General features: G+C 36.8%; 16 protein-coding genes. 13 read left to right on the top strand and 3 right to left on the bottom strand.

The window, feature by feature from the left end:
* Positions 1 to 75: 75 nt before the first annotated feature.
* The 7 genes from rlmH to KVT11_RS09955 all read left to right on the top strand — a co-directional run bounded on the left by rlmH (position 76) and on the right by KVT11_RS09955 (position 10,845).
* A complete protein-coding gene (gene rlmH, locus KVT11_RS09985; protein WP_079920278.1) occupies positions 76 to 555 on the top strand; it encodes a 23S rRNA (pseudouridine(1915)-N(3))-methyltransferase RlmH in 480 nt (159 codons plus the stop codon).
* 94 nt (positions 556 to 649) lie between these two features.
* On the top strand, positions 650 to 2,167 hold the full coding sequence (locus tag KVT11_RS09980) for an HD domain-containing protein (RefSeq protein ID WP_025208312.1): 1,518 nt from the start codon (positions 650 to 652) through the stop codon (positions 2,165 to 2,167).
* 360 nt (positions 2,168 to 2,527) lie between these two features.
* Entirely contained in the window at positions 2,528 to 5,620 is a 3,093-nt protein-coding gene (locus KVT11_RS09975) for a DEAD/DEAH box helicase (RefSeq protein WP_025208311.1), read from the top strand.
* Positions 5,621 to 5,720: 100 nt separating this feature from the next.
* Entirely contained in the window at positions 5,721 to 6,587 is an 867-nt protein-coding gene (locus KVT11_RS09970; RefSeq protein ID WP_025208310.1) for an MBL fold metallo-hydrolase, read from the top strand.
* A gap of 101 nt (positions 6,588 to 6,688) precedes the next feature.
* Entirely contained in the window at positions 6,689 to 8,803 is a 2,115-nt protein-coding gene (locus KVT11_RS09965) for an MMPL family transporter (RefSeq protein ID WP_116306585.1), read from the top strand.
* A complete protein-coding gene (locus KVT11_RS09960) occupies positions 8,804 to 9,475 on the top strand; it encodes a response regulator transcription factor (RefSeq protein ID WP_116306583.1) in 672 nt (223 codons plus the stop codon).
* Entirely contained in the window at positions 9,472 to 10,845 is a 1,374-nt protein-coding gene (locus tag KVT11_RS09955; protein WP_116306581.1) for a sensor histidine kinase, read from the top strand. Before KVT11_RS09960 ends, KVT11_RS09955 begins: the two co-directional genes overlap by 4 nt.
* A gap of 54 nt (positions 10,846 to 10,899) precedes the next feature.
* Here the strand turns inward: KVT11_RS09955 and KVT11_RS09950 are convergent, their stop codons facing one another.
* Together KVT11_RS09950 and KVT11_RS09945 are read right to left on the bottom strand one after the other, a co-directional pair.
* The gene (locus KVT11_RS09950; RefSeq protein ID WP_035390080.1) at positions 10,900 to 11,142 is read right to left on the bottom strand and encodes a hypothetical protein; all 243 of its coding nucleotides are present in this window, start codon (positions 11,140 to 11,142) and stop codon (positions 10,900 to 10,902) included.
* 14 nt (positions 11,143 to 11,156) lie between these two features.
* Positions 11,157 to 11,324, bottom strand: coding sequence for a hypothetical protein (locus KVT11_RS09945; RefSeq protein WP_254636466.1), 168 nt, complete (start codon positions 11,322 to 11,324; stop codon positions 11,157 to 11,159).
* Positions 11,325 to 11,505: 181 nt separating this feature from the next.
* Here KVT11_RS09945 and KVT11_RS09940 point away from each other — a divergent pair, with 181 nt between their 5' ends.
* The 5 genes from KVT11_RS09940 (at position 11,506) to KVT11_RS09920 (ending at position 14,517) form a co-directional block, all read left to right on the top strand.
* Positions 11,506 to 12,096 (top strand): Crp/Fnr family transcriptional regulator, encoded by a 591-nt coding sequence (locus KVT11_RS09940; protein ID WP_017359961.1) that lies wholly within the window; start codon positions 11,506 to 11,508, stop codon positions 12,094 to 12,096.
* Positions 12,097 to 12,167: 71 nt separating this feature from the next.
* Entirely contained in the window at positions 12,168 to 12,506 is a 339-nt protein-coding gene (locus tag KVT11_RS09935) for a darcynin family protein (protein ID WP_039962871.1), read from the top strand.
* A 108-nt stretch (positions 12,507 to 12,614) separates the two neighbouring features.
* Positions 12,615 to 13,121 carry an LURP-one-related/scramblase family protein gene (locus KVT11_RS09930; protein ID WP_048002606.1) on the top strand — a complete coding sequence of 169 codons (507 nt, stop codon included), beginning with the start codon at positions 12,615 to 12,617 and terminating at the stop codon, positions 13,119 to 13,121.
* A 15-nt stretch (positions 13,122 to 13,136) separates the two neighbouring features.
* Positions 13,137 to 13,643, top strand: a complete 507-nt coding sequence (locus tag KVT11_RS09925; RefSeq protein ID WP_210552274.1) for a hypothetical protein — start codon at positions 13,137 to 13,139, stop codon at positions 13,641 to 13,643.
* A 13-nt stretch (positions 13,644 to 13,656) separates the two neighbouring features.
* Positions 13,657 to 14,517, top strand: coding sequence for a LysR family transcriptional regulator (locus tag KVT11_RS09920; RefSeq protein WP_046527580.1), 861 nt, complete (start codon positions 13,657 to 13,659; stop codon positions 14,515 to 14,517).
* A 39-nt stretch (positions 14,518 to 14,556) separates the two neighbouring features.
* Here the strand turns inward: KVT11_RS09920 and KVT11_RS09915 are convergent, their stop codons facing one another.
* A complete protein-coding gene (locus KVT11_RS09915; protein WP_210552273.1) occupies positions 14,557 to 15,453 on the bottom strand; it encodes a PhzF family phenazine biosynthesis protein in 897 nt (298 codons plus the stop codon).
* 253 nt (positions 15,454 to 15,706) lie between these two features.
* On the opposite strand from KVT11_RS09915, the gene KVT11_RS09910 reads away from it, so the two are divergent.
* Positions 15,707 to 17,890: an Ig-like domain-containing protein gene (locus tag KVT11_RS09910; protein ID WP_210552272.1), complete on the top strand. Its 2,184-nt coding sequence runs from the start codon at positions 15,707 to 15,709 to the stop codon at positions 17,888 to 17,890.
* The last annotated feature ends 91 nt before the right edge of the window (positions 17,891 to 17,981 follow it).

The raw sequence follows: 17,981 nt of genomic DNA, 5'->3' as shown, positions 1-17,981 counted from the left end.
CACAAAATACACAAATTTTATCCACAATTGTTGATAACTTATATGAATAACTTGTTCTTAAGGTGGGGATGACCTGTGAATATATCAATTATCACAGTAGGAAAATTAAAAGAGAAATATTTAAAGCAAGGCATAGCCGAATACACAAAACGATTACAGGCATACGCAAAAATCGACATCATTGAGCTCGCAGACGAAAAAGCACCCGAGAATCTCAGCGAGCAAGACATGAAAATCATCAAAGACAAAGAAGGCGAACGCATCCTAAGCAAAATCAACCCAGACGCTCACGTCATCGCCCTCGCCATCGAAGGAAAAATGAAAACTTCCGAAGAATTAGCCGATACAATAGATAAGCTGGCAACATACGGAAAAAGTAAGGTGTGTTTTGTCATAGGCGGGTCACTTGGGTTAAGTGATGCTGTGATGCAGCGTGCGAATGAGAAGTTGTCGTTTTCGAGGATGACGTTTCCGCATCAGTTGATGAGGCTGGTGTTGGTGGAGCAGATTTATCGGGCGTTTCGGATTGTTCGGGGGGAGCCTTATCATAAGTGAGATGTATTTTAAAGAATATATCTTAATCTTTTTGAAAAAGTGGTTCTTTTAGTAAGTATGGAAATAAAATAATAAATACGAAAAGGGGTAAAAAATGATAATAGTTACTGATCAATTAAATAAAAGTATATTAGATCCAATACATGGACTAGTAAGAATGACTGAAGATGAAATGAGAATTATTTCACATCCGCTTTTTAATAGGTTGAGAAAAGTTAAACAGAATACCTTTTTATATTTTGTATTTCCTTCTGCAAATCATACAAGATTTGAACATTCTATTGGTGTAATGCACTTAGCAAGTGAGATGTTTTTAAATGCATTCAGTAATGCTAATACCTTGAAAAATAAGAGAATAAAATACGGTCTTGATGGGAATGGAAATATCTTTGATAATGAATACTTTTCTAATCAAGAATTTATAGATGTGTTTTTAAATTTACGTATTGCAGCACTCTTACATGATATAGGGCATGGACCAATGTCTCATTTATTTGATCAATTCGCACCAAAAAACTCTGACTTTTTAGAAATGATTTCGAACGATACAAGTATTAGTTTTAATACTGAATTCGCTAGTTCATTAAAAGAGTTAATAAAAGACAAAGCATTAGAATATGTTGAACATGAATTTGTATCTTATTATTTTGCTGCAAAGGTTTTATCAAGTATAGGATTTACTGACGAACGTATTAAAATTATTTTAACTATTATGAATGAAAAGCTTAATCTAAAGAAAATTAATATAAAAAAATATAATCTTACACCATTTCTTAACCAAATTGTAGCTGGTGCACCTTTAGATTGTGACAGAATGGATTATTTATTAAGAGATAGTTATTTTAGTGGGGTAAAGTATGGGACTTATGATCTCAACAGATTATTAAAATCTTTATTGCCGTTTATTGATAAGGAAAAAACAAAGATAAAGTTGGGCATTAAAAAAAGCGGATTACCTGCAATAGAAAATTTCCTTCAAGCAAGGTATGAACTTTATGTTCAAGTTTATTACCATAAGACAAATCAAGCGTGTAATACCATGTTATCTCATGCTACAAATGATTTAAAAGAAAAGGGATATTGCTTTGTTAATTGTAATACTGGCGATGATTTTATATCTTCGTACTTGGAACTTTCAGATGAGAAGTTTTTAGATAAGGTACAAAGAGAAGTTCCAGATGATAATGATAAACAAACAATAAATGAATTAAAAAATCGGAAACTTTGGAAGAGAATATACGAATATTTCCCAGAAGATGGAGAAACTAAAGAAATTATAAAAAATGAAACTAAAGATATAGTTAATTATATAACTAATAATAATTTGGAATTAAAATCTTTTGTCTCAGATAGTTTTACTTCAATTGATTCATTAAAAGATTTAAATGGAGAAGAAGCGGTATTGCTTAATAAAGATAATGATGAAAATTATATAGAGACTCAAAATGAGTGGAAAGCTGATTCTAAGATATTCAATGCATTATCTAGTATATATCAAGTAGGAAGAGTATATATGCGTGCATCAACTGAAAATAATAAGGAAAGGGAGTCTTTCAGAAATATAAAACAAGATTTATATAAATATAAAATTAAAAACAGTAATAATAATTAAGAATGTCCTTTTCATACATGCTCACTATTTTTATATAATTAGATCAGAAATAGGAAATCTAGGACTTGTTTAAGCATTTAATATTAATATGGGGGTAAATAATATTCAAATGTATAGAATTTTTCGTATCGTAGAGTAGAAGTCAATTTATCAAAAAAGAAGCTATTGAATTATGAAAAAATAATACAAAAAATCGTCATTTCTAAAGAATGACGATTTTTGTATTATTAGAGTATTACTGTATATTGATTTTGAGTGATATTAGAAAATTGCATTACTATTGAATGTTAATATATTAAAAAATTTTAAAAAATTAAAGGATATTATTATTTTAAATTGCACGATATTAGGAGATTCAATATGAATAAAAAGGAAGATATTCTAAATGCATGGATTACAATAGAACAGTTAACAGAAGGATCAATTAACAAAAGCGGCAAAGGTTTAAAGACATTTTATCGTATTGAACAAGATTGGCAACAATTCTTTATGAATTTTTTATCTCATCAAAAACGACAAAATAATATGTCAGATAAATCCTTTAAAAAGTCTGGAATTGTATTTTACTTTGGTATTTTCAATTTCCAAGAAGTTGTTGATATTTTGAGAGAAAAATATAATATTGAGAAAAATTATGAGGAAATCAGTCATTCGGAAAAATTTACTTTCGCTTTATATTTTGATCATCAACTCAACCTGGTGGCTGATAAATTGTTTTTAACAATGAGCGGTTTTATCCGCGAACATGGCCATTTACCTGATGATTTTTTAAAAGTTGAAACTTTATTTAGAGAAGAATTAGATCGAAAATTTGAAGAGGGTTTTCATCATGTGTTTTCTAAACTTATACAAAAGTATCATGTGTCAGTAGATAATTTCCGTTATAAATTCATACGACATCTGGATAATGAGAATATTAATCTACATTCCTTCTTTATTGAAGATTTAAAAATGGCAAAGTTAATTAATACTGAAAATATAAACAGATATTTTAACGGATTTACTGGAAATAGAAGAAATCTAGACAGTCATAAAGAGTCTGAGCATTTTAATGCTTATATTTTTGAGGAGATTGCTTTAAAACCAAAATATTATCCGTTAGGGCGCTTTCCATCAAATCCTGATTATGCTTCCTACTTTATGCAACAAGTTGCTGTCAATTTAGCTTTAAACGACAAAAACGATATCCGAAGTATTAACGGACCACCAGGAACAGGCAAGACAACATTGTTGAAGGATATTTTTGCCGATTTAGTCGTACAACAGGCACTAGCTATTTCAAATCTTTCTAATAAAGTGATTCAAGGCAGTCTGACCTATTGGCAAAATGCTAAGCTTGGCATTTTACCACGATCTATTTCTGATAAAAATATTATTGTGGCAAGTTCAAATAATGGAGCAGTCCAAAATATCGTTAATGAATTACCGGTGAAAGAAGAGATTCCAAAATGTTTTCAAGATCAATTAGAGAAAGCAAATTATTTCAAAGATATTTCTAATTCTCAACTAACAGGAGAAGGATTTGGAAAAGATCGATACATTATAAGTGAACTGCTCAATGACAAAAATTGGGGTGTTTTTTCATTAGAAGGTGGAAATTCAATCAACATGAATAAATTGCTTCTCAATATAGAGGCAATTGAAAAAGATTTAGAGGAAGATGATCAATCGAATACTGGAGTATATCAGGAATTCAAACGGCTTTATAATAAATTAAAAGTTGGAAGAGACAAAGTAGAAAAATATAGTCGAAAATTTTATGAAATCCGAAAACTAAATATCAAATATATCAATCAAGTTAAAGAATTTGAAAATGAGAACAAAGAAAAACATACAGTTTTGACTAGTAATGAAAAAGAAGCAAAAGCTGAATTAGAGAGGCTTAGAGAAGAGGAATTAAAGTTTCAAAAAGTTTTATCTAATGTTTCTGTTGAACTTGAAAATTTATCAAGGGCAGAAGTACAAGCTGAACGAAATTATCATGTTCTTACTTCACAAAAACCTAGTTTTTTATGGTTTCAGAAAATATTTAATAAATCTAAAGTTGAACATTATTTCAAAAAGCTAAGCAGCGTGAATGAACACTTAAATGATCTAACTCAACAAAAAACAACACTTACAAATGATTATAGACAGCTTGAAAATGATCTAGAGAAAAATGCTGTTAAAAAAGAGCATACTCAAAAACAAATGATGGAAAGAAAATCTACCTTTGAACGATGGGTGAATGCTAAGAATAATGATCTGGGAAAAATGAAAAAAGAAATTGATGCATTTGAAAAGGTCAAATCACAAAGTGGAATTAAGGAAATAGATTTTTCTCTATCATACGAAGAACTTCAAAAGTCTAATCCTTGGTTTACAAAGGAGTTTCGTATTTTACAATCAGAATTATTTATTTCGGCTTTAAAAGTTAGAAAGCAATTCCTCAATGAGAACGTAAGAAATTTAAAAGCGGCAAGGATTATCTGGAATAAACAATCAAATTACATTGCGAAAGAGAATGGCCATGAGTTAATTTCAGAAGCATGGCAATGGATCAATTTCACTGTGCCAGTTATCAGTACTACTTTTGCAAGTTTTGGTCGAATGTTTAAAAACCTCAAAGAAAATTCAATAGGCAACTTATTTATTGACGAGGCTGGTCAAGCACTACCACAGGCTAGTGTTGGAGCCATTTTTAGAAGTAAAAAAGTAATGGTTGTTGGGGACCCCTCACAAATAAAGCCAGTATTAACTTTAGATCCAAATGTTTTAACTTTGATTGGAAGAAACTATAATGTAGACGAAAAGTTTGTCTCTGCTGATGCATCCACTCAAACAATAGTAGACGATACTAGTCAGTATGGATTCCAAAAAAACGAAGACGAATGGGTTGGTATTCCACTGTGGGTACATAGACGTTCAAACTATCCGATGTTCACTATTTCTAATGAAATATCTTATGATGGTTTAATGGTACAGGGTAAAAATAAAGATGAGGTACAAGGGATATCAGAGTGGCTTCATTCTACTGGAAAAGCCAATGATAAATATGTTAAAGAACAAGCGGATTTACTAAAAAAACAAATTACTGAGCGATTACAAGTGAATTCAGATTTAGCTGATGAAATCTATGTGATTTCTCCATTTAAAAACGTGGCTTACCAAGTTGCAAAAGTTTTAGAAGAAATTGATTTTACTAAGAGTCAAGATGGTAAGGCTACAAATGTAGGAACTGTTCATACTTTTCAAGGAAAAGAAGCGAAAATTGTCTATTTTGTCCTAGGAGCAGATTCCAATAGCAGTGGGGCAGCAAAATGGGCTGTTTCAGAGCCCAATATAATGAATGTTGCGGCCACTCGAGCTAAAGAAGAATTTTATATTATTGGTGATAAGAAATTGTATGCATCTCTTGGAAGTGAAGTTGCAAACAAGACTATATCAATAATTAATGACTATAATAATAAGTAAATTTCCGGGCTTATAATATATATGTACAACTGAACCACGCTTAGGGGCGTATTTAGAAGACATAAGTAGTTCAATATACATTAAAGAAAGCAGGCACACCATGCACACAATCAAAAAAATAGGCAAAACCTTCTCCTACATCACACCAGTATCACTCACCGACCGCCCCATCCTAGGCGTGGTCGTAGGCAATAACAAAACATTAATGATCGATGCTGGTAACTCGGAAGATCATGCGAACTATTTCATCCAAAAGACCTTAAAACAAGAGAACGCCACGCCGGATATGGTGGTCCTAACGCATTGGCATTGGGATCATATCTTTGGTCTACCGGCGTTGCCTCATGCGATTTCAATTGCTTCTGCAAAAACCAGAAAGGAAATGGAGAAGCTTCTTCCGTTTTCTTGGTCAGATGAGGCGATTGATGAGCGGGTGAGGGAAGGAACGGAGATTGAGTTTTGTGCGAAGGCCATCAAAGAAGAATATAAGAATCATCGAGAAATTCAGGTCGTTTTACCGGATGTGACGTTTGATCGTCGGATGGAGATTGATCTTGGCGGCGTCACTTGTGTTGTGCAGCATGTTGGAGGCGATCATGCGGCTGATTCAGTGATCGTGTATGTGAAAGAAGAGAAAATCCTTTTTCTTGGTGATTGCATTTATCCGAAAATGTATGCAGAAAAAGTACATTTTACGTTGAATGAGATCTTGCGTCTTTTAGATGAGTTAGATGCTTTTGATGCGGAGACGTATATTCCATCGCACCAAAGACCATGGACAAAAGAGGAGTTTCGTCAGGAAACAGACAAGCTTCGAACGATTGCGAAATACACTGGTCTTTATGGTGGAGATCAGGAGAGAATCAAGAGTGAATATCAAACACATGTGAACAGAGAACTAAAAGAAGATGAGTTAGAGACGATCGCTTATTTTGTAAATGGTTATGAAGGATTAGCAGAGGGATAAACCTCTGCTTTTTTTATTGGCTCGTCCTTTTCCCTGAGTTTATATCAAGTTTATATACAGGCGATATACTCGTACCGGTTAGAAAAGGAGGAGAACGATTCATGAAAGTATTCAGATCATTTATGGATAAAATGTCGACAAAAAAAGGGGCTTGGCTGACTGTTATCATTTGGCTTGTTCTCATGATCGGGTTGAGTGCTGGTCCTAAATTGGGCGATCATACAGTGAGCAATTTTCAATCTTTACCTAGTGATGCTCAGTCCATCGTGACACAAAAGAAGTTAGATCAGTATTTCCCAAATGATAAAGGGACTCCGGGATTATATGTGTTCCATAACCCTAGTGGAAAGCTGGCTATTCAAGATGTAAAAACGATCATTCAAGGAATCAAAGAGGCAAAGATTGAGGGAATTGAAGAAATTGTCGATGTGTCAGCATTGCCTCCTCAAGCGTTATCCGCTTTTTTATCAGAAGATGAAACGACCATGATTGTGCCAATGAATTTGAAAGCGGGATTAGGCAATGCTGATTATGCAAAGATTAATGATGAGACAACGGATGTCGGTACAAACTTAGCGAAAGGGCTAGATGCTGATTTTTATATTACGGGTCCAGCAGGTATAGCGGGGGATACGGTGAAGCTGTTTGAATCTGCCGACTTGAAACTGCTATTAGCTACTGTTGCAATCATTTTGGTTTTATTGATCGTCATTTACCGTTCTCCGTTATTAGCGATCATTCCATTGTTCGCAACGGTCATTGTCTATCAAGTGGTGAATCAAGTTGTGGCTTTACTTGGTGTGGGTGGACTTGAAATCAATAACTCGACCACCTCGATTATGAGCATTTTGTTATTTGCTGCTGTGATTGATTATTCATTGTTTGTTTTCTCGCGTTATCGGGAGGAGTTACAACATCATGAAAATCAATTTGAAGCGATGAAAGTGGCGATGCGTTCAACAGCCAAACCGGTTTTATTTGCAGGCGGTACAGTATTTGCGGCTATGATCATATTATTTGTGGCGGATTTCCGTGATTATCAAAACTTTGCGCCAATCTTTGGTGCTGCGATGGTGGTCATTATGTTGGCTTCTGTCACACTGATTCCAGCCTTGTTTGCATTATTTGGCCGCAAAGCATTTTGGCCGAAAGTACCGACATATGGTGAAGCAAAAGAAGCAAAACATGGCATATGGGGACCTCTTGCCAAATTCGTGGTTCGAAAACCAGGATTAATTGGTGGTGCGGTCTTACTGTTTTTACTTGTGACAGGTGCGAATATTTTCAATTTACATTATGAATTTAACTCGGTGAAAAATTTCCCGAAGGATTTACCTTCTCGTGTCGCATTTGAAATCGTCGAGGAAAAGTTTAATAAAGGTGATCTAGCCCAGACAACAGTACTTGTGACTGGTCAAAAGCTAACTCAGGAACATTTACAAGAAATCTCCGCCCAATTCTCAGAAAATGAAGAGATAGGATCGGCTCGTCCTTCGGGGGTAACCAAAGATGGAGAGCACGGCAAAATGACGATATCATTAAAAGTGAATCCATACAGTATAGAGGCCATTGAATTTTTAGGAGATTTCCGTACAGATCAAGCCATCTATCGATTATCAGATGGTCAAAAGGTACAGTTATCTTTTGCTGGCACAACAGCTAAATTAGTGGATGAGCAACAGGTGAATCAATCCGATATTAAAAAGATCGTATTACTGGAAACATTACTCATTCTGATCTTATTACTCGTTTTGACACGCTCCATGAAAATGTCGATTTATATGATGGCGACGATTTTAATCTCATTTGTATCTGCATTAGGCTTAGGTATTTTCTTAGTCGATGTGTTATTTGGATATGATGCGATTTCAACTCGTGCCCCTGTGTATGCCTTTATCTTTCTCGTGGCATTAGGAATTGATTATAACATCATCCTTGTTAGCCGTTTCTTAGAAGAACGCCAAACGTTACACGTCAAAGCTGCATTAGAAGTAGCGATACGAAATACAGGCGGGGTCATTTCTTCAGCGGGGATCATTCTTGCTGCAACGTTTGCCGCATTAATGACCATGCCGATTACGGATTTATTTATCTTTGGATTTATTGTCGCTATTGGGATTATCATCGATACATTCTTCGTGCGAGGAATGTTGCTGCCGGCACTCATATTATTCTTTGAAAAAGACAAAGCTAAGGAAATAAAGGAGGAAGGATAATTGCATGTATTGGTTGTGGATGATGATGAAGCCATTTTGCAATTAGTGTCCATTCATTTAGAGCAGGCGGGGTACCAAGTGACAAAAGCAAGCAATGCTGAGGCAGCGCTTGCTTTTTTGCAACAACAGTCATTTGATCTCATGATTATTGATGTGATGATGCCTGGGATGGATGGCTTTCAGCTGGCGAACATTGTGACGAAACAATATGAACTGCCGGTCATTATGTTGACAGCGAAAGGGCAGATTGAAGATAAGCAGCAAGGATTTGAACAAGGAATTGATGATTATATCGTCAAACCATTTGAAACGAAAGAACTGCTATTCCGTGTAAATGCAATTTTACGACGATATCGTAAATCCATAGAAGCTTTAACGACTGCGGGAAATGTTCAAATTGATACGAACCGTTGGGAATTAACGATTGCCAATCAGCAATATATCTGGCCCATGCGTGAATTAGAAATTCTGTATTATCTGCTGCAGCGGGCAAACCGCAATGTAAGCCGCTGGGATTTAATTGATGACATTTGGGGGGATACGTTAGATCAACCCGAATTCACATTAAACACGCATATTAACCGCATACGAGAACGTTTAAAAAGAGCGGAAGCGACGATTGAGATTGTCACCATACGTGGTTTCGGCTATCAACTTGAGGTAAAAGAATGAAACTACAACAACGTTTTATGCTATATACGTGTTTGATTGTTTTGATTAGCATCTTCATTGGATTTATTTGTTCTAACTTGATTTACAATCATGTTGTCAAAGAGCAAATGAATGATCGATATTTAGCCATTGCCGAGCAGTTATCTAAACAAATCAAAGAACATGAAATTACCTTGAGGGCCTCTTCCGATTTTTTGCAAACCATGAGCGATCTAGGGTACCAAATCGCTTTGGTTAAAGAAGATGGGGAGATGAAGATGTTTGGTGAACCATTTAAAACGAAAAAATGGAATGACCAAATGCACGCCTTATTTGTAGGCGAAAAAGCGTACAACGGGATCAGATCCTTTAGAAATTCATACTTAATCATGAGTCATTTCGCAAATGATATAAAAAATACGGTAGGGACGAAGATAGAAATTGAAGGGGAAGAATGGGGCTTATTTTTACGCCCGAATAATATCAGTTTCTTTACAGAGTTCCATTTGATTATTTTTGGATTTATCTTCGCCGTTTTTGTGAGCAGTATCATTGGAATTTTATTCATGTCTCGAAAGGTCACCCAATCTCTTTCAGAATTGACGAGTGCGACGCAAGAGATGGCAAACCATAATTTTCAGTATCCATTAATGATCAATCGAAAAGATGAAATTGGTCAGCTCGCTGATCGTTTTCGGATGATGCAGCAGAAATTAGAGAATACCGATCAAGCAAGGAAGAAATTTGTGAATAACGTCTCGCACGATTTTCAGTCACCACTATTAAATATACGAGGGTATTCTGAATTACTAAATGAGGAGATTTCATCAAGCGAAGGGAAAAAATACAACCACATTATTCAAACAGAAGCAAAGCGATTATCTAACTTAACGAAACAACTTCTCATTTTAACCTCTATTGATCAAGGGACATATCCAACGAATAAACAAATCGTCAGGGTGGATGAGCAGCTTCATCAAGTGGTCCATTCGATGCTATGGCGGATAGAAGAGAAAGGTCTAGAAATTAAGTTGGATCTACAGCCTGTTTTGGTATATGCGGATCGGACTTTGTTGATCAATGTTTGGGAGAATTTAATTGGCAATGCCATTAAATACAACAAAGAGTTTGGGGAAATCAGTATTCATTGTAATGAAAATGAATCGGAAGCGGTCGTGACAATTAGAGATACGGGGATTGGCATAGAACCGCACACATTAGAAAAAATATTTGAACGTTTTTACCGGGTAGATCAGGCACGAAATAAAGAGGGAATGGGTCTTGGATTATCCATTGTGCAAGAAGTCCTGTCGTATCACAATGCTTCTATTGAAGTAGAAAGCAATGAAAAAGAAGGAACGACCTTTACGACGGTTTTTCCAAAGGAATAGTATTTGAGAAAAGTCTCGTTTGCGTGTGTCAAATGAGACTTTTCTTTTTAACGTTTATGGTAACCCTACAAAATCTTCTGCATCACGAACTGTGACAGACATCTGTTTTGCATTCATAATAATGACACAATCCCAAGTGGGTTTTATTTGCAGTTCATCATTCTCATCAATACGAATAATTCCTTTAAATTCAACAGTCTGTTCTAGAAAGACCATTTTCTTTTCTGTATCATCTTTGACGGCTGTTACATGTTCAGGATAGTGAATCGTCCAATCATAAAAAGCGGTTTTCTTCATAGTTCCTCCTATTTTCATTCGTACACATCTCCGAATACTTCTTTTGTTTGCCGGATTGTCAGAGATTTGTTGGTTGGATCAATTGAAATGACACAATCCCAAGTAGGTTTGATTTGTAGCTCGTTGTTGTCATCCATCCAGATCACACCGTTTAATTCAATTGATGATTCTAAAATGACCATTTTCTTTTCCTAATGATCTGTAATCGCTGTTAAGTCCGCTTGTAAATGGATGGTCCAGTCAAAAAAAGTGATTTTTTTCATTGTTTCTCCCCTCATCTTCGCTTATATTTCCATTATAACCTGAGTATTTTCTGACACCATTTTTTATCAATTCTTCTATTAATAGAGAGGTTACTTACAGATGGACAAAATAACTAACCCATACGACACGTTCAAAACCAAAATATCGAAATATCCAATTGAACAAAATCATTGGCAAGTCTTCAAAGATGGAACAACGATTAAACAATTAAAAGCAGGTACATGCATGATCAAGGCTGGCGATCCAGTGAAGCATGCCTACTTCTGCATAACAGGTCTCTTCCGTCTCTTCTATTTGTTACCGGATGGAAGGGAGTACAACGTGGCTTTTACGTTGGAAGATGATTTTGCTACTTCTTATGCAAGTATGATCAACGGGCAGCCTTCTCCTTATTCGATTGAAGCGATGGAGGATTCTATCGTGATTGAAATTCCGTATGATCTACTTCAAATATTGATGGACAGCAGTCATATGTGGGAGCGGTTTGTTCGGGTGAGTGTAGAAAGGCTGTATACGAGAAAGGAAGAGCGTGAGAGGGAACTGCTCTATTTGCCAGCCATTGAGCGATATCAGGCGTTTTTATTGAAATATCCCGGGTTACATCAACGTATCGCTCAATATCATATTGCCTCATATATCGGTATTTCTCCAGTTTCGCTGAGCAGGCTGCTGCATCCTGCTGAACATTAACCTATGTTAATGCACATTCTCTAGATCTGGCGTACAATCATCACATCATAGAAGAATCGAGGGGCTTGATGATGAAATATATGATGGTTGTTTTATTAGAGTTCTATCCATCTTGGCTTGCTTTACCACGAGAGGAGCGCAGAACCCATGCGGCTTCGCTGCAAGAGTTGATGCAGAAATATGAGGAACATGTGACGGTGCGCTTTTTTGATGCTGAAGCTCTTCCGGGTAAGGATTACACAGATTTTGTGATGTGTGAAACGGATGACCTGAAGTTCTATCATTTTATGTGGGAAGAGATTAGAGATTCTATTCCTTACACAAGTGGTTATGTCAAAATTAAAGAGGTCATCATGGGAATGGAAGATGCTTTTCAAACATATGAAAAAGAATCTTTGAAAATGGATTAGTAATCGAAAACCACCTGCTATCAGGTGGTTTTTTGCACATTCTATTTTTTGGTATAATCAGGGGTAAGGTAAAAACGGATAAATTTTTGAACTGAATCGGAGGTACTTATGAAGCAGCTGTATATGAAGCAAAAGGTATTTAGTCTGAGCGGCCGGTTTACGGTAAAGGATCAACAGGAGAATGATGTATATGTGGTCGAAGGCAGCTTTATGAAGGTGCCAAAGACATTCACCATTTTGAATACAGAACGAGACGTCATCGCTGTAATTACGAAGAAAATGTTTAGCTTTTTACCGAAGTTTTTAGTAGAAGTCGGTGGACAAGAGGTATTGACGATCAAAAAAGAGTTTACGTTCTTCAAAGCCAAATATTCAATTGATGCTGCTGGAATCGAAGTACAAGGGAACTGGTGGGATATGAATTTCCAAGTGCTGCAAAGCGGCGAAGTGATCGGTCAGGTAAAGAAGGAATGGTTTACTTGGGGTGACAGCTATAAGGTGGATATTTTGAAAGAAGAGATGGAGCCTGTGATGATTGCATTGGTTGTTGCGATTGATTGTGTGAAAGCGGATGAAGCAGCGTCTAGGTCTTCGTCGACGACAATGAATAATTAATTGGAGGGTTTAAAGTTGGACAATCTCACCCGCATTTTAAGATTAAGAGATGCAGAGATATGGGCGTATGAATTTCTCGATAATAAAGACATCATCGTTTATTTCTCGATTACAGATTTAAATAGAAAAGCAACGATTCATGATAACCCTCTGGCCACTCAAGAAGAACTGTATGAAAGAGATAATTACATATCAATGGATGTGCACAGCCATCTAGATCTCAAGAAAACGCTAGAAGAAGATATATTTGATGACTTTATCACCAATATCTCAGCTTTAGTAGAGCATATGCATGATTTTCACAATGCGCATGTTTTTATTCATATGCATGTTCATGACAAAATCGAATTAACAGATTTTCAGTTAGAAAAAGATGAAGAGATGCATGGGGATGAAAAAGAACAACTCTATACATTTAAACGTTTATGGATTCAGCAGGCATGTTTTCAATTGGTCGAACAACAATTAAATCGAAAAATCACAGACATGTCTAACAGTAGGTTTTGCCAAGATCTAAAGTGAGGTGAGCAAACGAATGACATTCCCATACAAAGTATTTCAAACAGTTGTTGAATGCGGCAGCTTTACAAAAGCTGGTGAGAAGCTTGGGCTGACGCAGTCTGGGGTGAGTCATAATATGGCGAAGCTTGAGTCAGAACTTGGGATTGTGCTGCTTCATCGGAATCGAAACGGGCTGTCGCTGACAGATGCAGGTGAGCGGGTGATGCCCCATATTCGCCAAATCATTCATCATGCGTCATTGCTTGAGCAGGAGGCGGCGTTGATTCAAGGGATGGAAGTGGGGAGTATTAAGATCGGCACGTTTTCTAGTTTTTCTTCAAAAATGCTTCCGCAGCTGATTCATCGTTTTACGAAAAGTTATCCCAATATCCAATTGGAGTTATACGAAGGCGGCTATGAAGAGATTGAAGAGTGGATCGCGTCTGGCACAGTTGATCTTGGGTTTTTAACACAGCCATCTAGAGATTTGGAAACTGTTCCACTGTTTCAAGATGAATTGGTGGTGCTCATGCAAGAGAGTCATCGTTTCCATACAAAGAAGGTGATGGAAGTCGCTTCGTTTCAAGATGAACCGTTTATCATGCCAAAAGCGGGCTGTGATCAACTCATTAAGAAAATATTAAAAGAAAGAGGCGTAAAACCCCATGTTTTATTTGAGATTGGGGACAACAATACGCTCATCTCTATGGTTCAGGAAGGCCTTGGGCTCACGATCATTCCGAAGTTGATTTTGCCGCCTCAGGTGCCTCATGCGAACGTAATTCCACTTGAGACCAGTGTTTATCGCGAAATCAATATGGCGTTTAAATCTTTTAACGCAGCCTCTCCCTCTACTAAAAGATGGATTGAAGTGGTCAAAGATCATTTTAAATAGATTCAGCTTGAACGAGAGTCTCTATTCAAGCTGATCAATTTATAGCGTGATTACCCCGCGAATGGTAATAACCGCTGCACCTGCAACTTTAATCACCGGCTTTGCTTCATTCGGAATGACTGTGATACGAAGCAATCCTGGTCTGCCGATGGCATCACCTTGAGCAATGCGCAGATGAGTGATTTCTTGCTGAGGAATGATCCCTTCCAAATACAGATATCCGGCTAATGCTCCGTTTGCTGCTCCCGTTACAGGATCTTCGGGTATACCAATGCCAGGTGCAAAATCCCTTGTATAAAGATCAAAGTCCTTTGTGGATTGAAACGTATAAAGATGAGTCGTTGTGATATCCTGCTCTTTATTCATTTTTCCTAAAGCTGCTAAGTTTGGTGCCGCTTGATCAATGTCATTCTGGTGTTTCAACGGAACCAGGAGATGCCAGTTTCCGGTGTTTGCTAATTTTATAGGATAGGATGGATCAATCCTGTCACTGCTTATACCGAGCATGTCACTAAGCTCTTCTACATCGATGATAAAATCTCGCGTCTTTGGCGTGACCTGTGTCATCTCCACATCCACAACTTTGCCATTTTCCTCGTGCCATATAACGGGAACATGGCCGATCTTTGTTTCTAACACAACCCCTGATTTTTCTTTAGCCATCCCTAGCTCCGTCGCTAAAAGCCAAGTCAACCCAACCGTCGCATGCCCGCAGAAATTGACCTCTTCCGTTGGAGTGAAATACTTCACTCGATAATCGGCTTTCTCATCATGTGCCGGTAGTAAGAAAACGGACTCGGGTAAGTTCAACTCCTTGGCGATATTCTGCATCTCATCCTCCGTTAACCATTCCCCATCCAACACCACCCCAGCGGCATTACCTCCAAATTTCTCAGTTGTAAACGCATCGACATGATACACTCTAATATCTTTCATCTGACGAATCCTCCTAAACATGTTGTTATGTTCATCATAAGTTTGTATGATGCATTCGTAAAATGAATCTTTTTGATGTGATGAATTTGTATGATTAATGCAAAATGAAAAATCGTTCGATATCACCCTCTATATCTATGAATATGGATTTTATACAAGTCTTTAGACTCAACATTAAACCTTGTACCTATATTGGTTAAAATGTATAATATTTGTATATAAAAACATTAATAGGAAAAGAGAGGATATCTTTATGAAAATAGTCCTGAAAGTAGTAGCTTCTATTCTTTGTATGATGATGTTGAGTTTGAATATACAAGAAAATGTAAGTGCCGCAGAGGGTGGAACGAAAACAACGGTTGATCGTTATCAATATGGTGATAACTATTTGACGGGTAAAACAACGCCAAATGCGATTGTCGCATTTGCAGATTGGGGTGTTCCTGCTAATTGGAAATCTAAATATATGCACTACGCAACAGCAGATAGTAACGGAAACTTTAAGTTGTTCTCTTCAAATTTTAGTTCGGGCCAAACGATAGAGCTAGATACGTATGACCAAAATGGGACAAAGCTTTCTTCAAACAAAGTGTATGTTTTCAAGGAATCGTTTACCTCATTAGATCCGATATATGATACTTCTCAGGAGCTAACTGGGAAAACTGTGAAGAACACAAAAGTAGAGGTCATGAAAGATGGTGAAGTGATTGCCTCAGGAACATTTAATGATGCCATTCATTTAAAGCTTCCTGTCCTAAATGCAGGCACATTCCTAACAGTGAAAATGACGACTGGCAGCAATATCGACGTTTACAAAAAAATTGTTAATCCTAATAAAATCTCACTTATTCCTACGACAAAATGGTCTAAATCAGTGAAAGGCCAAACGGGAATTCCATATGCAAAGATCGTCTTTAAAAACGAGAAATCTGGTGTCATCAATCAATCGGTGACAGCAGATGGAGATGGAAATTTTGAATTTAGTGTAGACAAAGATACCCTAAAGCTCTTAGACCAAAATAAATTACAAGTCATGGAACCAGCATATGACAATGTTTTGAATGAAAGATTTTTTCGTATCAGATCGACGGCTCCAACAATCAACCCATTTACCCAGCTATCAACATCAATTAGTGGAACCGCAACTCCAGAAAGTATCATCCATATTCTAAATGGAGAGGACCACATCATTGGAGAAGGTCAGACAGACGCTAAAGGGTTTTATGAAGTTCCTGTTTCAAAGCTAATCGGTGGCGACTTAATGACCGTAAAGTCGTTCATGGCTGATAACCCGACTGAAGCAAATCAATCTCAAGAAGATGTACAGAAAGTATTTGTGGAAGAAATCGATGACTCAAGTGATACCATTAATGGTATCAGTACTTTTGGGGATAAAGCTGTTGTAGAAGTGCAATCTGATGCATCGAATAACACAATTAAAGCGATGTCCAAGCTCAGCACAAGTTCCACGAAAAAGAAATATGGACCATTTGCCATTACGCCAGGCAAAAACTTCAAATTAAAAACGGGAAAATTAAGACAGGGGTCTAAAGTGACGATCACGTTGCTAAGTGGAAATAGACAGGTCTCTCTGCCTGCTGTAACCGTCAAAAAAATCGTCACATCTCCGCTTGCAGCATCCCAAGTGAAGGTGACGAACAATAAAGGTAAAAACGATACGGTGACGATAAAAGGAATCAAAAAACAATCCGTCATCAAAATCTTTAAACAAGCTTCTGGTGGAACCGCGATTGCGCAGCAAACTGCATCGAGCTCGAACATGACGATTTCCATGAAACAATTGGGTCAAACAAGTGGAACGCTTTATATCAGCATGAAAGAACCTGGTCTAAAAGAGGGAAATCGAGTACCAATTCGCTATCAGGGTGAAAAAGCAGACGCTCTAAAAGTCAACCAGATCAAAATCAATAATCTTAAAAATAAAAATGACGTCATTACAGTGAGTAAGCTTAAGAAAAAAGACGTCATCAAAGTTTATTCAACAAACGGCAAACTACTAGCCGCATCAAAACCGGCTAACAGTTCATCCATCAAATTGTACGTCAAACAAGTTGGGGCTAAGAGCGGAAAAGTATTTGTTACACGAAGCAGTGACAAGATGTTGGAAAGCGGAAAACAGGCTGTTTCTTTTAAAGGTGAGCCATCCTCTGCATTAAAAGGCAGCCAAATCAACATCGTCAACAACAAGAAGAAAAATGACGTGATCACCGTCAGTAAATTAGCGAAACAGGACCTTGTTAAAATCTATAACCAATCAGGAAAATTAATTGGTCAGTCAACGGTCTCTAAAGGTAAGGTTGTAAAGGTGACCATCAAACAACTAGGCGCTAAGGGCGGAAAGATCTACGTTACCGTTACAGGAAAAGGAATGTCAGAGAGTAGTAAGATAGTAAAGACGTTTAAGGCTGAAAAGTAGATTTTCCTAATAAATGATCACACTTAATTTCTATAACAATCGTCATTCATTTTAAGGGTGACGATTTTATGTTCAGATCGTATTTTCAAAA

The organism is Bacillus sp. GbtcB10, assembly GCF_019091365.1.
Lineage (GTDB): Bacteria > Bacillota > Bacilli > Bacillales > Bacillaceae > Bacillus > Bacillus altitudinis.
Note: the sequence above shows the minus strand (reverse complement) of the source record. Positions and strands in the feature narration are given on the sequence as shown.

What these genes read in the sequence shown, in the direction of transcription:
- KVT11_RS09915 (WP_210552273.1), bottom strand. Translation starts at nt 15,453, where the DNA reads ATGAAAGATATTAGAGTGTATCATGTCGATGCGTTTACAACTGAGAAA.
- KVT11_RS09965 (WP_116306585.1), top strand. Translation starts at nt 6,689, where the DNA reads ATGAAAGTATTCAGATCATTTATGGATAAAATGTCGACAAAAAAAGGG.
- KVT11_RS09955 (WP_116306581.1), top strand. Translation starts at nt 9,472, where the DNA reads ATGAAACTACAACAACGTTTTATGCTATATACGTGTTTGATTGTTTTG.
- KVT11_RS09975 (WP_025208311.1), top strand. Translation starts at nt 2,528, where the DNA reads ATGAATAAAAAGGAAGATATTCTAAATGCATGGATTACAATAGAACAG.
- KVT11_RS09940 (WP_017359961.1), top strand. Translation starts at nt 11,506, where the DNA reads ATGGACAAAATAACTAACCCATACGACACGTTCAAAACCAAAATATCG.
- KVT11_RS09945 (WP_254636466.1), bottom strand. Translation starts at nt 11,324, where the DNA reads ATGGTCATTTTAGAATCATCAATTGAATTAAACGGTGTGATCTGGATG.
- KVT11_RS09950 (WP_035390080.1), bottom strand. Translation starts at nt 11,142, where the DNA reads ATGAAGAAAACCGCTTTTTATGATTGGACGATTCACTATCCTGAACAT.
- KVT11_RS09980 (WP_025208312.1), top strand. Translation starts at nt 650, where the DNA reads ATGATAATAGTTACTGATCAATTAAATAAAAGTATATTAGATCCAATA.
- KVT11_RS09970 (WP_025208310.1), top strand. Translation starts at nt 5,721, where the DNA reads ATGCACACAATCAAAAAAATAGGCAAAACCTTCTCCTACATCACACCA.
- KVT11_RS09920 (WP_046527580.1), top strand. Translation starts at nt 13,657, where the DNA reads ATGACATTCCCATACAAAGTATTTCAAACAGTTGTTGAATGCGGCAGC.
- KVT11_RS09935 (WP_039962871.1), top strand. Translation starts at nt 12,168, where the DNA reads ATGAAATATATGATGGTTGTTTTATTAGAGTTCTATCCATCTTGGCTT.
- KVT11_RS09930 (WP_048002606.1), top strand. Translation starts at nt 12,615, where the DNA reads ATGAAGCAGCTGTATATGAAGCAAAAGGTATTTAGTCTGAGCGGCCGG.
- KVT11_RS09910 (WP_210552272.1), top strand. Translation starts at nt 15,707, where the DNA reads ATGAAAATAGTCCTGAAAGTAGTAGCTTCTATTCTTTGTATGATGATG.